General features: G+C 39.8%; 18 protein-coding genes. 8 read left to right on the top strand and 10 right to left on the bottom strand.

The genetic code is table 11. The features are described 5' to 3' along the window. Positions 1 to 84: 84 nt before the first annotated feature. Positions 85 to 1,299: an EAL domain-containing protein gene (locus ACZSMY_RS00170; protein WP_042535537.1), complete on the bottom strand. Its 1,215-nt coding sequence runs from the start codon at positions 1,297 to 1,299 to the stop codon at positions 85 to 87. A gap of 502 nt (positions 1,300 to 1,801) precedes the next feature. Here ACZSMY_RS00170 and qoxA point away from each other — a divergent pair. The 4 genes from qoxA to qoxD all read left to right on the top strand — a co-directional run bounded on the left by qoxA (position 1,802) and on the right by qoxD (position 5,601). After that, positions 1,802 to 2,689, top strand: coding sequence for a cytochrome aa3 quinol oxidase subunit II (gene qoxA, locus ACZSMY_RS00165; RefSeq protein WP_465147382.1), 888 nt, complete (start codon positions 1,802 to 1,804; stop codon positions 2,687 to 2,689). Positions 2,690 to 2,760: 71 nt separating this feature from the next. Beyond that, positions 2,761 to 4,710 (top strand): cytochrome aa3 quinol oxidase subunit I, encoded by a 1,950-nt coding sequence (gene qoxB, locus ACZSMY_RS00160; protein ID WP_042535541.1) that lies wholly within the window; start codon positions 2,761 to 2,763, stop codon positions 4,708 to 4,710. Continuing rightward, complete coding sequence (gene qoxC / locus ACZSMY_RS00155) at positions 4,710 to 5,312, top strand: cytochrome aa3 quinol oxidase subunit III (protein ID WP_042535544.1); 603 nt, start codon at positions 4,710 to 4,712, stop codon at positions 5,310 to 5,312. Before qoxB ends, qoxC begins: the two co-directional genes overlap by 1 nt. Position 5,313: 1 nt before the next feature. Beyond that, positions 5,314 to 5,601 (top strand): cytochrome aa3 quinol oxidase subunit IV, encoded by a 288-nt coding sequence (gene qoxD / locus ACZSMY_RS00150; RefSeq protein WP_042535546.1) that lies wholly within the window; start codon positions 5,314 to 5,316, stop codon positions 5,599 to 5,601. A 59-nt stretch (positions 5,602 to 5,660) separates the two neighbouring features. Here the strand turns inward: qoxD and ACZSMY_RS00145 are convergent, their stop codons facing one another. Further along, complete coding sequence (locus tag ACZSMY_RS00145) at positions 5,661 to 5,891, bottom strand: hypothetical protein (protein ID WP_193064354.1); 231 nt, start codon at positions 5,889 to 5,891, stop codon at positions 5,661 to 5,663. Between the two features lie 214 nt (positions 5,892 to 6,105). On the opposite strand from ACZSMY_RS00145, the gene ACZSMY_RS00140 reads away from it, so the two are divergent. Beyond that, a complete protein-coding gene (locus ACZSMY_RS00140; protein WP_465147381.1) occupies positions 6,106 to 6,879 on the top strand; it encodes a processed acidic surface protein in 774 nt (257 codons plus the stop codon). A gap of 103 nt (positions 6,880 to 6,982) precedes the next feature. Here the strand turns inward: ACZSMY_RS00140 and ACZSMY_RS00135 are convergent, their stop codons facing one another. Further along, positions 6,983 to 7,213: a hypothetical protein gene (locus ACZSMY_RS00135; protein WP_042535550.1), complete on the bottom strand. Its 231-nt coding sequence runs from the start codon at positions 7,211 to 7,213 to the stop codon at positions 6,983 to 6,985. Between the two features lie 237 nt (positions 7,214 to 7,450). On the opposite strand from ACZSMY_RS00135, the gene ACZSMY_RS00130 reads away from it, so the two are divergent. Next, entirely contained in the window at positions 7,451 to 8,266 is an 816-nt protein-coding gene (locus ACZSMY_RS00130) for a ZIP family metal transporter (RefSeq protein WP_042535551.1), read from the top strand. Positions 8,267 to 8,571: 305 nt separating this feature from the next. Here the strand turns inward: ACZSMY_RS00130 and prpB are convergent, their stop codons facing one another. The 3 genes from prpB to mmgD are packed head-to-tail and all read right to left on the bottom strand — an operon-like array spanning position 8,572 to position 12,054. Further along, entirely contained in the window at positions 8,572 to 9,483 is a 912-nt protein-coding gene (prpB, locus tag ACZSMY_RS00125; protein WP_042535554.1) for a methylisocitrate lyase, read from the bottom strand. Between the two features lie 15 nt (positions 9,484 to 9,498). Next, entirely contained in the window at positions 9,499 to 10,932 is a 1,434-nt protein-coding gene (locus ACZSMY_RS00120) for a bifunctional 2-methylcitrate dehydratase/aconitate hydratase (RefSeq protein ID WP_465147380.1), read from the bottom strand. Positions 10,933 to 10,947: 15 nt separating this feature from the next. Next, positions 10,948 to 12,054 (bottom strand): citrate synthase, encoded by a 1,107-nt coding sequence (mmgD, locus tag ACZSMY_RS00115; RefSeq protein ID WP_042535558.1) that lies wholly within the window; start codon positions 12,052 to 12,054, stop codon positions 10,948 to 10,950. A gap of 246 nt (positions 12,055 to 12,300) precedes the next feature. On the opposite strand from mmgD, the gene ACZSMY_RS00110 reads away from it, so the two are divergent. Beyond that, positions 12,301 to 13,170: a LysR family transcriptional regulator gene (locus tag ACZSMY_RS00110; RefSeq protein ID WP_332093808.1), complete on the top strand. Its 870-nt coding sequence runs from the start codon at positions 12,301 to 12,303 to the stop codon at positions 13,168 to 13,170. A 4-nt stretch (positions 13,171 to 13,174) separates the two neighbouring features. Here the strand turns inward: ACZSMY_RS00110 and ACZSMY_RS00105 are convergent, their stop codons facing one another. After that, positions 13,175 to 14,092 carry an AEC family transporter gene (locus ACZSMY_RS00105; RefSeq protein WP_042535562.1) on the bottom strand — a complete coding sequence of 306 codons (918 nt, stop codon included), beginning with the start codon at positions 14,090 to 14,092 and terminating at the stop codon, positions 13,175 to 13,177. Positions 14,093 to 14,255: 163 nt separating this feature from the next. Here ACZSMY_RS00105 and ACZSMY_RS00100 point away from each other — a divergent pair, with 163 nt between their 5' ends. Continuing rightward, positions 14,256 to 14,687, top strand: a complete 432-nt coding sequence (locus tag ACZSMY_RS00100; RefSeq protein WP_042536366.1) for a thiol-disulfide oxidoreductase DCC family protein — start codon at positions 14,256 to 14,258, stop codon at positions 14,685 to 14,687. A 153-nt stretch (positions 14,688 to 14,840) separates the two neighbouring features. Here ACZSMY_RS00100 and ACZSMY_RS00095 read toward each other — a convergent pair whose 3' ends face one another. The 3 genes from ACZSMY_RS00095 to ACZSMY_RS00085 form a co-directional block, all read right to left on the bottom strand. Continuing rightward, complete coding sequence (locus tag ACZSMY_RS00095; protein WP_042535564.1) at positions 14,841 to 15,128, bottom strand: DUF378 domain-containing protein; 288 nt, start codon at positions 15,126 to 15,128, stop codon at positions 14,841 to 14,843. 150 nt (positions 15,129 to 15,278) lie between these two features. Beyond that, complete coding sequence (locus tag ACZSMY_RS00090; protein WP_332093809.1) at positions 15,279 to 16,475, bottom strand: ornithine--oxo-acid transaminase; 1,197 nt, start codon at positions 16,473 to 16,475, stop codon at positions 15,279 to 15,281. Positions 16,476 to 16,765: 290 nt separating this feature from the next. Further along, positions 16,766 to 19,876 (bottom strand): DEAD/DEAH box helicase, encoded by a 3,111-nt coding sequence (locus tag ACZSMY_RS00085; protein ID WP_332093810.1) that lies wholly within the window; start codon positions 19,874 to 19,876, stop codon positions 16,766 to 16,768. Positions 19,877 to 20,093 lie beyond the last annotated feature (217 nt).

Raw genomic sequence — 20,093 nt, 5'->3', positions numbered from 1 at the left:
CTTCTATCCGGAAATTCATCAAAGACGAAAAAACGGACAAATCAAGCTTTGAAAGGTACTCATTCCCCTTTCATTACTATTCTCTTATAGTAAGCCTTCTTTTTCTAGCAAATAACTGTATGGAATATCAAAAAATATATATCGTTCCTGAGACAGCGGATAAGCGTACGTTCGTATCAGCTCGGAACGCTCGATATCTGTGTATAAATCCGATAAAATTCCTTTTTTCTCAATATTCATCCGCATTATATTCTCGAAAAAGTATGGACGCCAGCTCCAGTTTTTATGCATCCCTTCCTCAATCAAGGTCCAGCTCCCCTGCATATCTTTTTCCACGTTCGCCGAGATTTGCAGGCCGACGCTGTTGCAAACATAGATACGAAATACAAAATCTTCACAGCCCTCAGCAAGCTTCAGTAGCCAGCTGTCGTCGTTTGTTTGTTTTGTCTGGGAAAGAAGACGGTCAATTATTGCATAAACGGAATCTAATAATTCAAATTGTGCCTTCGCTTTCTTTTGTTCATAGGTTACAAATTCTCTAAAATACTCCGTTAATTTATTTTTACATGCATCTTCCTCAATAAAATCCTGCTGCGGATAAGTCAGATAGCTGCCCTGATAATATTCACCGCCGCTTTGCCATGCAAAATTCAATTGTTTATAAGAACGGATGCCTTTAAATAACAAAGAAGCACCTATTTTTCTCGATAACATCGACACGCCAAAATAAACATCCTTATACAGATGCGGGAGCAGATCATCCTTTAAAAACGATGTATCTACTTTAATAAAGGAAGGATGCAAGACGGCTAGTTGATTCAGACTGCCATTTGGGTCAGCTAATTCAATGCTGATTTTTACTCCCAGTGTCTTTAAGTATTTAATGATATGACCTAGCTGATCTGTATTAATTGGCAGACAGGTATCCTTGATTTCGAGAATGATTTCATTCAGATTTAATCCTTTTTCTTGATACTCATGCAATAAATCAATAAATACTTCTCCATTATCACGTACCAATAATTCTGCATCATAGTATAAAGTAAGGTGTCCTGTAAAATGTTCTTGTAATTTTTTCTCAATTGCTTTTTGATGGATATACTGGTTTACCTCCAGCCGGAATTCATCTGGAATGGAGGTATCATCGAAGAGCCAATCTAAACGCTGCTCTTTATTATTTTCATCTAAGTAGTAAGCAATTACTTCATAACCGCTTACCAGCTGCTTATCAGCCCGGACAATCGGTTTATAATAAGGAAGTAATTGTTCTAAATCTATCAATATATCTAATGGATCCATGCTGGCTCCCCCTTCGTTTCATTATAGCATATTCCACTTTACACTTATTTGATTTACATTTTCCTCTTATAATATCAAAAAATAACTCATAATCTTATTCAGAAGCCCTTCTTAAATTTATTTTCAGATATATACCGGCATAAATCAGTTTATCGCAGTATAACTCCGGAACTGGGGTTGCGGTTACTCCCCCATCGAGGAACCTTTGTGCGTCGAAAACCCCTCACTAAAGGAAGTTTCAATTTAATGTTAAAAGCCCTATTACTACCATTTATTAATATTGTCAAGCCTTTTTCGACATTTACCGACAAAATTCAAAAAGATGTAGAAGTTTTCATGAACATTTTGTGAAGTGTTTTTCAATCTCTTGTAATTTCCTTACATCAGTATTAATATTATCTCTGCTATAAACCAATGCTAAGTTAATTGTGTGTTCATTTTGTGAACAACCTTTTAATCATAGTAATCCATCTTATTAAACATCAAAGGAAGGGGTATCAACATGAAGTTAAAGTGGACCTACTTAGCCTTATTAACAGGCATTGCTGCTTTTCTGGCAGGCTGTGAACCATTACTTGTACTTGATCCAAAAGGTCCTCAAGCAGATACAACTGCAACTGTGATTTGGATATCGATTTTTACAATGTCATTCATTGTAATTGTTGTCTTAGTAATGCTGACAGTTATTTTATTTAAATATAGAGCGTCAAAACAAGATCCTGACTACGAGCCGCCTCATATTGAGGGTAATAAATATGTAGAAGGAATTATTGTCGCTGTTCCAATTTTAATTGTTGCCTTTTTATCCGTGGTTTCTACCATTTCGACACATCAAGTGGAGAGCCCTCCAGAAGGCTATGCTGAAGACGAGCCGCTCGTTATCTATGCATCCTCTTCTAACTGGAAATGGCATTTCAGTTATCCGGAACAGGACATTGAAACAGTGAATTATGTTTTCATCCCAACAAATCAAAACGTTGAATTCCGTTTATATTCTCATGGAACGATTTCAAGTTTCTGGATTCCTCAATTGGCAGGACAGAAATATGCGATGGCAGATATGACAAACTATCTGAACGTTGTTGCAGATGAGCCTGGGGAATATATGGGAAGAAACTCTAACTTTAACGGAGAAGGTTTTGCAGAAAATGAATTTGCTGTTACAGCAATGCCTCCAAGTGAATTCGATTCCTGGGTAGAAGATATTCATAATACTGCGGATCCGCTGACCGAAGAAGAATTTGAAGAATTATTAGAGCCTGGACATTTAGGACAAATGACTTTCACTGGTACACATCAGGAATTTAAACCTGCACCTGAGGGAGAGAACAGTCCGCATAATCATGGACCATCTGATTCAGATGAAGATGGCGGACACCATCATCATTAATCAGCTTTACAACAGCACTCAAATTTGAGGCGCCTGAAAATTTCTGAGCTCTAGAAAGGAGTTTCGACATAATGGATTTTTTAGATAGATTTTCTATTCCGCCCCATGATGATCCAATGCTTTATGCATCCATCGTTGCGATTGGACTTGTAAGTATTGCGATTGTTTTTGGTGTTACCTATTTCAAAAAATGGGGATATCTTTGGAATAATTGGTTAACAACGGTTGATCACAAACGAATTGGTATTATGTATATCATTTCAGCATTGCTTATGCTTTTCAGAGGTGGAGCAGATGCTGTGATGATGCGTCTGCAGACAGCTGTTCCAGATAACAGCTTCTTAGACGCACAGCACTATAACGAGGTTTTCACGACACACGGTGTTGTTATGATTTTCTTCATGGCAATGGCATTTATTATCGGTATGATGAACTTCGTTGTCCCACTGCAAATTGGGGCAAGAGACGTTGCCTTTCCGCGCTTGAACGCGCTCAGCTTCTGGTTATATTTTGCCGGAGCAATGCTGTTTAACGTTTCCTTTGTTGTCGGAGGTTCACCGGATGCCGGATGGACAAACTATTATCCGCTGGCAGGAACAGAATTCAGTGAACATGTTGGGGTAAACTACTATAACTGGGCACTGCAAATTTCCGGTATCGGAACATTGATGACAGGGATTAACTTTATTGCTACGATCATGAAAATGCGTGCGCCTGGCATGAAATTGATGAAAATGCCGATGTTTACCTGGTCTGCATTAATCACAAACCTTATTATTGTGTTTGCATTCCCTGTACTGACCATTGCTTTATTAATGGGAACGTTAGACCGTCAATTCTTTACCAACTTCTTTACAACTGGAGACGGCGGTATGGATATGATGTGGGCGAACCTGTTCTGGGTCTGGGGACATCCTGAGGTATATATTCTGGTACTTCCTGCATTCGGGATTTACTCTCAAATTATCGCTACGTTCTCACAGCGTAATTTATATGGCTATAAATCAATGGTTGCGTCCATGGTTATTATTTCCTTGCTATCCTTTATGGTATGGGTCCATCACTTCTTTACGATGGGACAAGGAGCTGTTGCCAACAGTATCTTCTCGATTACAACCATGGCAATCGCCGTACCGACGGGAATTAAGATATTCAACTGGCTTCTGACGATGTGGCGAGGTAAAATACGATTTACGACCCCAATGATGTATTCCGTGGCATTTATTCCGCTGTTTACAATTGGCGGAGTAACTGGTGTCATGCTTGCAATGGCAAGTGCAGACTATCAATATCACAACACGATGTTCTTAGTAGCTCACTTCCATAACGTAATCATCCCTGGTGTGGTATTTGCGATGATTGCAGGCCTCATTTATTACTGGCCAAAAATGTTCGGTTTCATGCTGAATGAGCGTATTGGCAAATGGGCATTCTGGAATATTGTTATTGGCTTCTGTTTATCCTTCTTCCCGATGTATATTACCGGGTTAAACGGACAGGCACGCAGAATGTACACTTATTCAGAAGCATCCGGCTTCGGACCTTTAAGCATGGTATCCTTCTTTGGAGCGCTGCTGTTAGCAGTCGGGTTTGTAATAATTGTTTATAACGTTTATTACAGCTTCCGTTATGCACCAAGAAATGTCGGTGACGATCCTTGGAATGCACGTTCTCTTGAATGGGCTACGCATAATCCGGTTCCAGAATACAACTTCGCTATCACACCAAATGTGGATTCTGAAGAAGCGTTCTGGGATTATAAAAAGAATGGACATGACTTATTTAAAGGGGAAATTAAAGACATTCATATGCCGAATAACAGCGGCTGGTCGATTATTCTTGCAGGTTTCTTCTTTGTATTTGGCTTTTTCTTTGTCTTCCATGTATGGGTTGGAGTCATTATCGCCTTCCTTGGAATTATCGGCTGTCTGATTTACCGTTCATTTGAAAAAGACGACGGACATCATATTCATAAAGAAGAAATTGAAGAAACAGAAAACAAATTCGGAGGTGCTAAATAATGAAACTTGATTCTCAAAATCTGCCTCTTGAATATAGCACCGAAACCAATAAAATGAATATTTTGGGATTCTGGATTTTCCTAAGTGCGGAAATTATGCTGTTTGCCACGCTGTTTACATCATATTTTGTTTATGTAGACCGTGGCGTTGGCAGCGGTCCGGCTGGCGCAGAGATTTTTGAATTACCGCCGGTTTTGATTGAGACATTCCTTTTACTGACAAGTAGTTTTACAATTGGATTAGCAGTTCATGCGATGCGTATTGGTCGTGTGAAGGCAATGATTGGCTTTATGGTAGTTACGCTCCTGTTAGGTGCAGGATTCCTTAGCGTAGAAATATATGAATTTATTCATTTTTACCATATTGGAGCAACATTGCAGACAAGCGGTTTTACTGCTACCCTATTAACAACGCTCGGAACACATGGAGCTCACGTAACCTTCGGGCTGTTCTGGGGAATTATGATTATTGTTCAAGTTCTGCGCGGCGGTTTAAATGCGCGGACAGCGAATAAATCATTTATTTTCTCTCTTTACTGGCACTTCCTAGACGTTATGTGGATCTTTATTTTCAGCTTTATTTACTTGAAGGGAATGATGTAACATGAAAGAACTTTTTCCACTAAAACAGGTTAACGGATATATCTTTTCACTACTCCTGACTGTTGTTGCATTAAGTGTCTATTTCTTTGATATGTCTTTTGCAATGGGATTAACCATTCTGATTGTTACAGCATTTATTCAAGCAGGAGTACAGCTCGTTGTATTTATGCACGCCGGAGAAAGTGAAGATAAAGGCGGTATTTATCTTCACACAATTTATGGTGTAGCAGTTGCTATCTTAACCATCCTTGGTTCATTGCTTGCAATGATATGGGGATATATGATTTAAAGCATCTAAAAAGCTCAAGCAGTTTATGAACTGCTTGAGCTTTTTTCTCTTTTCATTACCTATGATTGTTGTTGTTTATGCTTCTTCCCATGAAAATTCTCTTCTACAGCAACAAGGAACAATCCCATAATAAAAATAAATGTCGCCCCTTCTGCCAAGCCTATGCCTATTGCTGTCACAATAGGTGTAGCGCTTACAATATAACCGTATATAAACATAATCGCACCAATTGTAATTAATGTCCCACAAACTAGAGACAAGCCTTTTAATAATTTTTTATTGATTTTCATCTATCTCATCTCCTTTAATTATATTATGCCTTTCGTTCAATAATTTGTCAATAAGTTTGTGTCAATTTATTGAACAAGCGATTTCTCCCTTGACCCGTGACTTTTGATTTATTTTCCTGAAGACAATCCTATATTCATGGAATTTCATCTGAAAACACTTTATACTTAAAGATGATGTTTCAAAAGTCATACGATATACATAGGAGGTATGAAGATGAGAAAGAAATTATTATCTATTTGTTTTGCACTGATACTTATGATTGGTCTTTTACCTTCCCACGCTTTTGCATTGGAAGCAGATGATCCTGAAGTGGAAGAATTTATTGAATCCATTGGATGGGAAGTGGAGGATTATGAAGACTATCTGGCAGATTTTTATTTGGGGTTAGCTGATTTTGACGATGTTTCTGAGCTTGGTACACCCGTTACCGAAGAAGGAATGGATGAACTTATCGAAAAGTATGATTTGACTTACGAAGAATTAGAGGAGATGCTTCGTGAAGAAGGATTACTTTTAGAGGATGAGGAAATTACAGATAGCGCTGTATTTGTATTTATGGAAACCACTGATATTTTAATAGAATTCCTTTTGAATGAAGACTTGGGCGAATCAGAGGATTCTTTTAGCTCCTTCGAGGAAGAAGAAATTACCGACGAACATCTAGAAGCTCTTGCTTCAGAGCATGATTTGAACTCAATTGAAGAATTAGAAGAGCTTTTCAATTCCTATGAGGACAGCATCAATAATTATACTTCTCTTTTGGACGTTGAATACGCAGCAGCATACTATGCAACGGAAGATAGCTCCGCATCCGAAGCCGATGGATGGGAAGATGATGATCTATGGGAGGAAGATGATATTTTTGGGGAAAATACAGATTTCACTGCCGATATGTTCAATACTCCCCTTTTAACAGGTGAGCCTATTGTTGATATCTATGCGATGATTTCCGTGATGTTTTTCGAAACGATATTGGATTTTCAATAACGCTTAATGGTATAGGGGAAAGAAAATGATGAGGAAGCCTCTGATTTTCTTTCCTCTATTTTTTTCTTGGAATCAAATGCTTTCCCTTCTTTTTTGAACGACATTATGCAAAGCTTTTTTTACCTAGCAGTTCTCTAATCTCCATTAAATCATATTCTTCTTCTAATTTCTCTTTTATAAATATCAACACATCTATTGCCTCAATTTCAAAATACGTTATTTGATCCATTGTTTTTGTTGGTATATATCCTTTAAAAGCATCCAGCCATTCCCAAATTTTATATATGGGTGCTTGGATTACTTTGCTCATTCCTAACAGACTAATGACATACATCTTTATCTCACCAACCTTATCTTTCTTTCATTTTCTAAATCTTATTATACTTATGAAATGCATTTAAGGTGTGGAATAATTAAGTAAAACCAATAACAAAGGGGAGACACATTTTTTCAGTTGATTATTTTCCTCTTAAAAAGTGAAAATTATTTCATCTTTTCTTATTTTAATGATAAAGTGATTAAGTTGGCATATATTAAATTATAATTGATTGAAAAAAAGAAGGGATATATAATGTTAGAGTTTTTCCAAAATCTTAGCCCTGTCATGCAGGCATTGACAGCAACCATTTTCACATGGGGAATGACTGCACTCGGGGCGGCGATTGTTTTTGCAACGAAAACAGTACATCAAAAACTGTTAGATAGTATGTTAGGCTTTGCCGGAGGGGTTATGATAGCAGCCAGCTACTGGTCATTGCTCGGACCATCTATTGAAGCATCGACAGATAATGCTGTTGGTCCCTGGTTCCCTGCGTTAGTCGGTTTCTTATTGGGAGGCGGATTTTTATGGATTATTGATAAAATCCTCCCCCACCTTCACCCTAACGCAGAAAAAAAACAGGCTGAGGGGCTTGCAGCTGATAAAAGAAAACGCAGCACCTTGCTTGTGCTCGCTATCACGATTCATAATATTCCAGAAGGACTGGCGGTTGGAATTGCCTTTGGTGCATTGGCTAATCATAGTACAGAAGCTGCCTTGGCTGGAGCAATTACATTAGCCATCGGAATAGGAATTCAAAACTTTCCCGAAGGTGTTGCTGTTGCCATGCCATTACGCGGGCAGGGGATGTCACGGATGAAAAGTTTTATGTATGGGCAGTTTTCTGGTTTCGTCGAGCCGATTGCAGCGGTTATCGGTGCGTTGGCAGTTGCTCATATTGAGCCGTTACTTCCATACGCCCTCAGCTTTGCTGCCGGTGCGATGATCTTCGTTGTTGCCGAAGAGGTTATCCCCAGCTCTCAAGAAAATGGCAATCGAGATTTAGCGACAATCAGCCTGATGATTGGCTTTGCACTTATGATGGTGCTGGATGTTGCTTTGGGATAAAATGAAACTTCAATCAGCGGGGGGGTTCTTTTCATCCCCCACTGATTGGGGTTGCGATTACTCCCCTCATCGTAAAGAGCTGTTAGTTGAACGAATCGGACCGTTACTGGCTGTTGGATCTCTCACTTAGAAATAAGCATTTTCCTTCATTTCTTGAAGTGGGAGTCTTACAAAAGTGCTTCGGCGGGACGAGTAATCGCAGTCCCAGCCCCAGTCCCAGCCAGTGACACTGCGATAAAATGCGGTAAACAATAAAAAAGAGGCATTTGCACATCAGTTATCTGATTGTGCAAATGCCTCTTTTACTATTTGAAATAATCCTCAATCACCGTTTTTGCAATGCCTTGGTCCAGTTCTTCAAATTCATCGTATTGAATTGTTTCATACAGCTCTTTTCTCGTTTGCATATCCTCTAAGCCATTTTTTTGCGTACCTTCATCCCGGATAAGTCCGAAAATACGCTCATACGCTTTGGCAGCAACACGTAAAGAGGTTACCGGATAAATGACCATGCCATACCCTAAGTCCTCGAACTCCTTTGCAGTTAAATAAGGTGTTTTCCCAAACTCTGTCATATTTGCTAATAATGGTACATCTATCGCTTTAGCAACAGCCTGAAATTCTTCATTATTCTGCAATGCTTCTGGAAAAATAGCATCTGCTCCGGCATCAACATAACCTTTGGCACGGTCAATAGCGCTTTCTAACCCTTCTACCGCTCTGGCATCCGTTCTTGCTACCACGAAAAGCGCTGGTGCTACCTTTTTAATGGCAGCTATCTTTTGCATCATTTCTTCCTTGGCAACCACATTCTTCCCATTTAGATGTCCGCATTTTTTGGGAAGCTGCTGATCCTCCAGCTGAACGGCAGCCACATTTGCCTCCACCATTTCTCTTGCTGTCCGAACAACATTCAAGACGCCGCCAAAACCGGTATCAATATCTACCAGCAGCGGTAAATTTGTTGCGCTTACGATTTCCTTTGCTCTCTCAGCTACTTCTGTAGAAGTAACGATGCCTAAATCCGGCAATCCCTTGCTTGCTGTATAGGCAGCTCCTGATAAATACAGTGACTGAAATCCAGCCTGTTTGGCTACTAAACCAGCCATCGCATCATGTGCTCCAGGTATTTGCAATATCCCCTTCTCTTCTGCCATCTTTCGAAATTTCTCAGCTAATTCATGCTGTGGTATTGGGCTATCTACGATCCAAGCCATTTTTTCCTCACCCTTCTAATCTAAAAATAATTCGATAAAATCTGTAATCGGCATCTGTTTTATCGTATCATAATTAACACTTTGTTTCTTGATGTGCACGGTTTGTTTTTCTGTAAATTGAGTTGCTACATTCGCTTCGTATTTTTTGATTATTTGCGGAAATGCTTCCTCTCGACGGAACCGGTGACCTAAAGGATATTCACAATCCACCATATCTGTGGAAGTGCCATCTGTAAAATGAACCTGTACCGCATTTGCAATAGAACGCTTCTCCGAATCTAAATATTCTTCCGTATAACGTTTATTTTCGGTTACCGTCATTTTATCACGAAGTTCATCAATACGCGGGTCTTTTGCCGCATCATCCTCATAATCCTCCGCTACAATATTTCCTTTTAATAACCCAACCGCAGTAATATACTGCAGACAATGGTCTCTGTCCGCCGGATTATGCAGCGGTCCTTTTTTATCGATGATACGGATAGCTGATTCATGTGTAGCTATCGTAATTTCTTTAATTTCATCCATGCGGTCAACTACTTCAGGATGTAATTGAACAGCTGCTTCTGCTGCTGTCTGCGCATGAAATTCTGCCGGAAAAGATACCTTGAACAATACATTTTCCATGACATAGCTTTCAAACGGTCTGCTTAATACGATATCCTTCCCTTTGAAGAGCACGTCTTGAAAACCCCATCCTTCTGCACTCAAAGCAGTCTGATAGCCCATTTCTCCTTTAATGGCCATTAATGCCAGGCGAACTGCACGGCTTGTCGCATCTCCTGCTGCCCACGATTTCCTGGAACCTGTATTCGGAAAATGACGATACGTCCGCAAGCTGGAATTATCAATCCAGGCATTGGATAATGCATTGACAATTTCTTCTTTTCCGCCGCCCAGCATTTTAGTCACTACTGCGGTTGTTGCAATTTTAACGTATAAGACATGGTCCAGGCCAACACGGTTCAAGCTGTTTTCTAAAGCAAGGATACCTTGTATTTCATGTGCTTTAATCGACATCTCTAAAACCTCTTCTACAGTTAAGGGAGCTTCTCCTTTTTGCCGCCGCAGCTGACTCACATAATCAGCCACAGCTAAAATGCCTCCCAAGTTATCGGAAGGGTGCCCCCACTCCGCTGCAAGCCAAGTATCATTATAGTCCAGCCAGCGTATCATTGTCCCGATATTAAATGCTCCCTGCACAGGATCAAGAACATGCGGTGTTCCTGGTACTCTCACGCCATTTGGAACTACAGTGCCTGGAACAATAGGTCCTAACAGCTTCGTACATTCCGGGTAATTTAAAGCAAGAATACCGCAGCCAATCGTATCAATCAGTACATGATGCGCTGTTTTATAAGCCTCTTCACTTGTAATTTCCTTATTTAATACATAGTCCGCAATTTCTTCTAAAAGTTGATCGGTCTGATTTGTTTTTACTGATTCCATTTGAATGTCCTCCCTCTAATAACTTTTTCCTGTGTATTCTACTCTCGGTCTGAAAATCCGATTATTATCATGCTGTTCAATAATATGTGCCGCAAGCCCTGCTGTTCTGGCACTGAAGAAAATTGGTGTATAAAGCGGTATTGGAATACCCAGCTTCCAATAAACCGGAGCTGCATAATAATCTAAGTTAGGATATAGCCCCTTCTCTTCCCTCATGATTTCTTCCCCAGCTTCACACATCTTTAAAAGCGTATCATCATTATCTCTTTCACATAGTTTCCGCAGCGCTTCTTTTGTAATTGTTGCCCGGGGATCCATTTTCTTCATATACACCCGATGCCCAAACCCCATGATTTTTTCCTTATTTTGAAGCTTATGGCGAATGAGCGCTTCAAACCCGTCTACAGAATCGACTTCCTGCAGCATATACATGACTGCTTCATTTGCTCCGCCATGTAAATGTCCTTTTAGGGAAGATATAGCTCCAGTCAGCGCGCCGTACATATCAGCGTTTGTAGAAGCAATCACACGGGAGGCAAAGGTTGAATTAGGCATCTCATGCTCACTATAGAGTAATAAGAGCTGATCAAAAATTTCCACCTCCAGATTGGACGGTTTTTTTCCTGTAATCATATAGAGGAAATTGGCGCTATAGCCGAGACTTTCATCCGAGCTGGCAATCGCTTTGCCCTCTGTAGCAAAATAGCTGTTTACCGTAATAAAAGGCAATTGACCTAACAATTCATAGGCCCGCTGTTTATTTTCCTTGTTCGAACGGTTTTCAAGGTCCGTATCGTATCCGGCTAATAATGAGATAACCGTACGCATCCCATCCATTGGATGCATGCCCTTTGGCAGCAGATTAAATACAGGCAAGGTATCTTCAGGCAGGCTATAATACCCTTTAATATTATCTTCCAGACTGCTCTTTTCCTCCTGGCTTGGAATATATCCTTCCAGTAATAAATGGACGACATCAAAATACGTTTTATCTTTCGCTAATGCAATTAAATCCTCTCCGCGAATAACTATTTTTTCCCGATCAACATCTAAAAAAGAAATTTCTGTTCGCGCCGCAATCACACCATCTAAACCAGGAACAAAACCTTCACTTGTACGCATTATTTCTCCTCCTTCAATTTGAAAGCGTCATCATTTATTCTTTTGAGATAAACAGAGCTTATAGTTGCCAAGCCATTGGTTCACTTATGCAGGTAGCAAAGCATAGAGAAGCATGTGTTGAATAAAAATCCCCAATAAAACGTTTTCCTATATCCAGTATAACCTTGAATAGAATATTAGAAAAATATATAATTCAAATTAATAACGATAGATTTTTTCTATATCTTAATAATAGGAGGAGAAGCCTTGAATTTACAAGACTGGAAAATGCTTGCCGCCCTTTACGAAACAGAAAATATCACACTGGCAGCACATCAATTATTTTTATCTCAGCCAACCTTAACTGCAAGAATTCAAAAGCTGGAAAATCATTATGGCGTCCCGCTTATTCTAAGGAAGCGGCGAGGCATCATGTTTACTCCAGAAGGGGAAGAACTGGCACAGCACGCAAAAAGAATGCTGCTGGAACAGCGTAAAATGGAGGAAAAACTCAGCAACATGCAGGAGGAAGTGAAGGGAACGTTACGGGTCGGTGTTTCTAATTTCTTTGCAGCAAATAAAATGCCGAAGCTGCTGCAGCTGTTTAAAGAAAAATATCCGGAGGTAGAATGCCAGGTTGTTACTGGATGGAGCAGTGATATGCACCGCCTTTTATTAAATCATGATGTACATATCAGCTTTATTAAAGGAAATTATGCTTGGAAGGAAAAGAAAGCGCTGTTATATGAGGAGGAAATCTGTGTTGCCTCTCCTTGGGATTTTGCATGGGATACACTCCCCAAGCTTCCAAGAGTAGACTATTACACAGATGAGCATATGCGTATGCTATTAGATGACTGGTGGCATCAAAATTACATCGAACAGCCGAATATTACCATCCATGTCAATCAAGTAGAGACTTGCAAAGAGATGGTTGTTCATGGACTCGGCTATGCGATTGTCGCTAATCTGGTCGTCCGCCCCCACCCCGATCTGTTTATTAAACCAATTACAGGGGCGTCCGGTGAGCCTCTAAAGAGACAAACCTGGATGTACTATCAGGAAGATACCTTACAAATGAATATTGTCCGGGCGTTTGTTGATTTTGTTCAGACATTGGATGTAAAAGCATTATAAGAAACTAATGATATGCCACAAAGCTTGCAAGCACCCAAATCAGCAGAAAGCTTAAAATGATCGTTATATTCACTATAGTTCCGGCTATTTTTGCGTTATATCTGTATCTTATTGCATACACCACAGCTGTTGTGGATGTTGGCAGAATAAAACCGATTAAAACCGTATTTGCAAGCATCGGATAATCTGAAAACAGCCAAAAGAGGCTGAGACCGAGAACCAGTCCAGTTCCATACTTCACAGCTAAATACTTCCCTATCAGAGGAAACCATGATTTCTCAAAGGAAAAGTTTAAATAAAGACCCAGTAACAATAAGGACAAGGGCATATTCGCCCCAGATATAATTTCTGCGGTATCCAATAAGAACGTTGGCAAATGAAAATCAAATATGTTTAAAGCAACGACAAACATATAGGTTAAAAATGGAATAGACCGCAGTAATGGACTGACTGTTTCCCGCAAATAAAATTTCGATGATCCATTTGCAAAATAACTGGCAATAAAGAAACATAATCCGAATACAATCACAGCATTACCTACATCAAACATACCAAAATATTGGATACCTTCTCTGCCCCAGATAGCTTCTACAAGAGGAAAGGCAAATAAGCCGACATTGACACCTGGCATCATCATGATTGCCATTCCTTTTAAATCAGTATCTGCAGAGCGAAAGACAAAAAAACCGGCCGCAGCAGCGACAAGTCCAAATAAAATCGCAATGACAATAAGAGAAACAAGCGGCAGCGTTATCTCCATTTGATTAAAAGTAACAAGCACTAACGCAGGCAAAGTAATATTAAAAACGATTCTGGCTATCGTCTGTCCATCCGATTCCTTTAAAATTTTTGTCCTTTTAAAGAAATAACCAAGTAAAATAATAAATACAGAAATAATAAATTGCTGCTGAAACCCTTCCAAAATTTTCTACTCCTTCAGTACACAAAAAATATACAAATGCTATCATATCACAGTCTCTATGGAGTTTATACAGAAAGGACTTATCGTTAATGCTTTATAAAAACAATTTTTCTATGTTACAGTGAAGTTGTAGGATATTTGTAAAGAAGGATTGTGTGAGGTGATGCAAGTGAAACTTATCGTATTTGATGGAGAATGTCATATTTGCGACAGCTTCGTGCAGTTTATTTTAAATAAAGATAAAGAAAATCAATTTCTTTTTATTTCTCTGCAAAGTGAGGCAGGAGAATTTATAAGAAGGAAATATCGGGTGCCGGATGACATCGACAGTGTACTGCTGATTGATGGGGAGAAAATTTTTATCAAATCAGACGCTGCTTTACAAGTGGCAAAATATATATCGTTTCCCTGGAGAATGCTGACAGCTGGTAAATTTCTTCCATATTTTATCCGGGATACTCTCTATGATTTTGTGGCACGCAACAGGCATAAATGGTTTGAGAAAAAACAAAGCTGCCGCCTGCCTACCGCGCAAGAAAGAAAGCAATTTGCTGAAACAATCGAGGATTTAGAGGAAAAAAAACCTTCCGAATAAAATAAAACATCATTTCCGGAGGTTCTTCCCCACTTCCTGATAATGTCGGCTGCCCTATCCAATTACCGCTTTAAGCTGTTTTAAAGCGAAAAAAACAGTAATGGGTGAAAAGGCAGCCGTATTTTATTTATTCAAAAGGTTATTTTTGTTTCATTATTTATCGTCAATTTCTTCTTCAATGCCATGTTCTTCACTGAACTCTGTTTGGAAGCCGGTCTGCAAATGATCTGAATCCTGAACAGGTTCACCAACTCCAGAGAATAAAGTGGTAAGATAATAAATAGCACTAATTCCAACGAGTCCATAAATAATTCGAGAAAGAACAGCCGTCTGTCCGCCAAAAATTGCGGATACTAGATCAAATTGAAAAAATCCAATCAGTCCCCAGTTAATAGCACCAATAATCAATAACGTAACTGCAATTGCATGTAGTGTTTTCACTGTTTCTCACCTCCTCACAGCTTATCTTTTGCCTAATGATTTATTTCCATACTGGCACTGTTTGGGAATTAATAACGTACTGCCTCAGAGAAGGCCGGCACACCATAAAAAAAGCCCCAATGAAAATTCATTGGGACGTAAAGAATATATTTAATTCGCCTGGAGCACTTTCTTTATTTTATCCAGTGCCCAGTCAAGCTCTTCTTTTGTAATCACTAACGGCGGTGCAAAACGAATGGTGGTTTCATGGGTTTCTTTACACAAAATGCCGTTTTCCTTCAATGCTTCACAAATCGGCCGGACAGGCTTCGTAAATTCTACACCGATAAATAATCCTCTAGCCCGGACCTCCTTCAAATCAGGGTGGCTGATAGCAGATAATTCAATTGCAAAGTATTCGCCCAGTTCAAGTGATTTATCAACCAGTTCTTCTTCTTCAATTACATCCAATGCTGCCATCGAAACAGCACAGGCTAATGGATTACCTCCAAATGTTGAGCCATGTGAACCGGGCGTAAAAACATCCATAATCGCTTTATTAGCAGCAATGGCAGAGATAGGGAGCACACCTCCGCCTAATGCTTTCCCCATCACATAAATATCTGGCTCTACATTTTCCCATTCACAGGCAAACATTTTTCCAGTGCGGGCAAAACCAGTCTGTACTTCATCGGCAATAAATAATATATTTTCTTCATCACATATTTTTCGAACTTCCTGCAAATAGCCTTCCGGTGGGATGAGAATACCTGCTTCTCCTTGAATCGGTTCGATAATAATTGCTGCTGTATTTGGTGTGATGGTTTCTTTTAACGCTTGAATATCTCCATAATTTATCTTATATATCCCTGGCACAAAGGGGCCATAATTTGTAGTTGCATCCAGATCATTCGATAATGAAATCGCATTCATTGTTCTGCCATGGAAATTTCCTTTTGCTGCAATAATCTCCGCTTGATTCGCGTCAACATCCTTTTTTTCATATGCCCACCTGCGCGCTGCTTTTATCGCTGTTTCTACTGCTTCTGCTCCGGTATTCATCGGCAGGACTTTATCTTTATTGGTTAATTTCGCAAGGCGCTCTGTCCAAGGCCCTAATAATTCATTATGAAAAGCTCTTGAAGTAAGTGTGACTTTATCTGCCTGATCTTTCAGTGCTTGAATAATCTTTGGGTGCCGATGTCCCTGATTGACAGCAGAGTATGCACTTAGCATATCCATGTATTTATTTCCTTCAGGATCCTTCACCCAGACTCCTTCTGCCTCTGCAACAACTACCGGCAATGGATGGTAGTTATTTGCACCATAGGCAGAGGTAAGTTCCATGACTTCTTTTGATGTCACCATAATAAGCAGCCTCCCTTGATTTCATGCAAAGTTATTCGTTCTCTTCTTAAGCATAATCATTTGTTTAACAAAACGTCAAGCTTCATTTTGATTAGATATATTTATTTTCTTTTTTTCACTTCACCAAAATCCATGGGTAACATAATAGATATAAATTTGCTGTAAGCGGCCGCTACGGAAATACACTACGCTAGCCAGCTGCTTATATCACATTTAATTATATTTTCCAACTATATTTTTAAGAATTTAAAAGAGAAGAGGCCTTACCTCTTCTTTTTAAGCCATTTCTTTTATTCCAGCGTTCCCAGGAGCAGTTTCTCTACGTCTTCATCTGTCAGCTGATTATTCCATAAGTCCTTCGTCTGTACCATCTGTTCAATCAGATTTCTTTTTTTCTGCTGGAGCTCGAACATTTTATCTTCAATGGTTCCTTCGGCCAGCATCCTAATAACGGTAACATCATCTGTTTGTCCGATTCGGTGTGCACGATCGATTGCCTGGTCTTCTACTGCCGGGTTCCACCATGTATCGTATAAAATAACCGTATCAGCACCCACTAAATTTAATCCAGTACCGCCAGCTTTCAGCGATATCAGGCAAATATCATTCTTCCCCTGATTAAAAGCGCGGCAAAGTTGGATCCGTTCCTCAGCAGGTGTTTGCCCGTCCAAATAAAAGTAGGAAATTTCCTCTGCCCTTAATAAATCACCTATTCGCTGCAGCATTTGCGTAAATTGAGAAAAAATCAACAGCCGTTTTCCGGAACGTTTGGCATCCTTCACAATTTCCATCAGCCGCTTAAGTTTAGCTGACTCTCCATGATAATCCCGTACAAATAATGCCGGGTCACAACAAATTTGTCTTAACCGGGTCAGTCCCGCTAAGATACGAATACGATTTTTACGAATCGTTGCACGATCCAAATGTTTAAATTTCGGATGTCTTAACTTGGATAAATAGGAAATATAGATTTGTTTTTGTTCTTCCGTCAGCGGAACACGTTCAATATATTCCGTTTTGGCCGGCAAGTCCTGGAGCACATCCTTTTTCTCTCTCCGCAGCATAAATGGGTGAACTCTTCTCAGCACCTGATCATTAGTAAGCCAGGAAAAATCCTTCAAGCCGCCGAGCAATTCAGGAAATATAACATGAAAAATCGCCCATACATCCTCTACTTTATTTTCTAATGGCGTACCTGTTAACGCAAACTGATAATCGGCTGTTAATTTCTTTACTGTACGGAAAACCTGTGTCGCAGGATTTTTAAAGGTTTGCGCCTCGTCAAAAATAATCGTCTGGAAAGCAGCCTTCTTCTTCAGCCAATCGATTTCATTTTTCAATACACCATAGGAAACAATCCATACATCCTGTTCTTTAAATGCTTTCTTTTTTTGATTTCTTTCCTTAACGGTACCTTCCAATATATCAACGGAAAAAGCCGGGGCAAATAATTCCCATTCCTGCTTCCACTGATGGCTCAGCGAGGTCGGACAGACAATCAGAATAGATGCTTTTTTCTTTTGCTGCTGAAATTTCGTGATACAAAAAGCGATAGCCTGCACGGTTTTCCCTAACCCCATTTCATCTGCCAGCACGCCGCCCAGACCAGATTCAGCCACCGCCAGCATCCAGCGCACGCCGTCCTGCTGATAAGGCTTTAAAATCGGCTTAATTTCTTTTGCGATTGGATACTTCTCCTTTGTCGGTACCTGAATAGCATGAATCATTTCCTTCACAGCTGCTCCATCAGCCAGATAACCGTTATCCTCCATCCGATGCGCAAATGACAAACCCTCCTTCAGCGACAGCTCAATTTCCTCCAGAATTTCAGAAGGGGTCATCGAAACGGAAAGCAGATATTTTTCTAATTCTTTTACCTCCTCTGTTTCCAATGTCAGAAAAGAACCATCCTTTAAGCGATAGTAAGGCCGCTTTTCTTCTATCGCTTCCAGAATCTGTCGAACCTCCTGCTCCCAAAAACCTTTCACTTGAAAGGCAAAGGAAAGCCAATTTGTTCTGTCACGCTTATGCTTCACACGTACAATTGGCTGAAACCGCTTCTTGCTGATTTGATTACGAACGGCATTCGTTACAAAAACATCGGCCATCTTATACAATACTGGTAAATGATGATATAAGAAATCATATTCCAGCTGTTCATTTTGCAGAATAAAACTGCCTCCCGTATTCGCAAATCCACTTCTTTCCAGAAAAGCAATAATTTCTGCTTCCTTTTCTTTATCCCGGCGAATCAGACTTGTTTTCTCAAATGGCGTTATCTTTTTATCTCCATATTGGAATTCCACACCAGCCAGAAGACGATTATGGACCCGATCTATATAAACACCAGCTTTCAGCGGAGTATTAAGATGCTTTAGCATTCCTGTCCTATCCTCCACTTCACCAATCCGCTCTAAAAGTGCTGAGATAGAAACCATTTGCTCCCTGCTGACAACGATGGTTTGTGTTTGCTTTTGCCATAGCTGCTCGCATAAAGTAATCAGCTGCTTTTCTTCTTCTGTTAATAAGTAAAGGGATCCGCTCTGATAAATAAGCTGATAAGCAAGCAAAAAAAATGTAGCTTTTCTTTCTCGAAAAGCGATGGAATAATCTGCATCTGACTGATAGACACGAAAAGAAAGCGGAGGCAGTGCATCATAAAAATGTAATGGCTGCTTATGATAATCATTTGCCTCCATATAAAGGGATACCAGCGGGCTTGCAGATAGTAATTTCTCCATACGGTCCCAAGCTGAAGCCGGGACCGAAACCCAGCTTGTTTTATCCTCAAAGAGCTTGCCAATCATCTGCTGGTCCTCATAGATATGGATAAGCTGTTCTAAAATCTGATTGCAATCATCTTCAAAATAAAATTTGCTTGCATCAAAGGATAGATTATCAGCAATTGAAAAATGCCTTCCGCTTTTCAATGCTTCTAAAAAAGCAATAATATCATGGACAATTTTTCCATCGATTTGAACAGCCATTTGCAATGCGGCCCGTTCCGGTTCTGCTGGAATACGCAGGTAAAAATGAACCGGAATAGCCTGCCTTGTCTCAAAATAGCCGCGCTGACGAAATTCCTTATCCGGCTTTCCTGTCAGCGACGGTGTGGCAGCTTCCGGCTCTCCTGTTTCGTGGATACCGATTAAGACCGCAGCGATATGCTGACAATCTAATGTATAAGATCCGAGCTTCGGACAGCTGCACGCAGTGCTCTCTATTTTATTATTTCGATACGTGACTGTAATATGAAAATCATCCGTAGTTCTGACCGTTCCAATCAGCTGCTGTTCCAAAAAGGTTAACTGCACATTTCCCTTTTTCCACAGACGTTCTCCATATTTATAAGACAACTCTCCGCATCGTTCTTTTATTTCTTGTTTGGGTACCCATACCATTTCCTGCACGACCTTTTCATTCATTTCACATATTTTAAATTCACGCTGTCAGAATTAATATCTGATTGACTTTTTTATTATATTACCTGATTTCTATTTCACGAAAGAGGTTAAATTGTAGTATGATATATCTATTGCATATTATAAAGCAACAATAGGCAAACATCTAATAAACAAATGATGATTTTTAAACATTAGCTTCTGATCTATAACCAAA

It is taken from the genome of Oceanobacillus sp. B139/18 (genome assembly GCF_055524595.1).
Note: the sequence above shows the minus strand (reverse complement) of the source record. Positions and strands in the feature narration are given on the sequence as shown.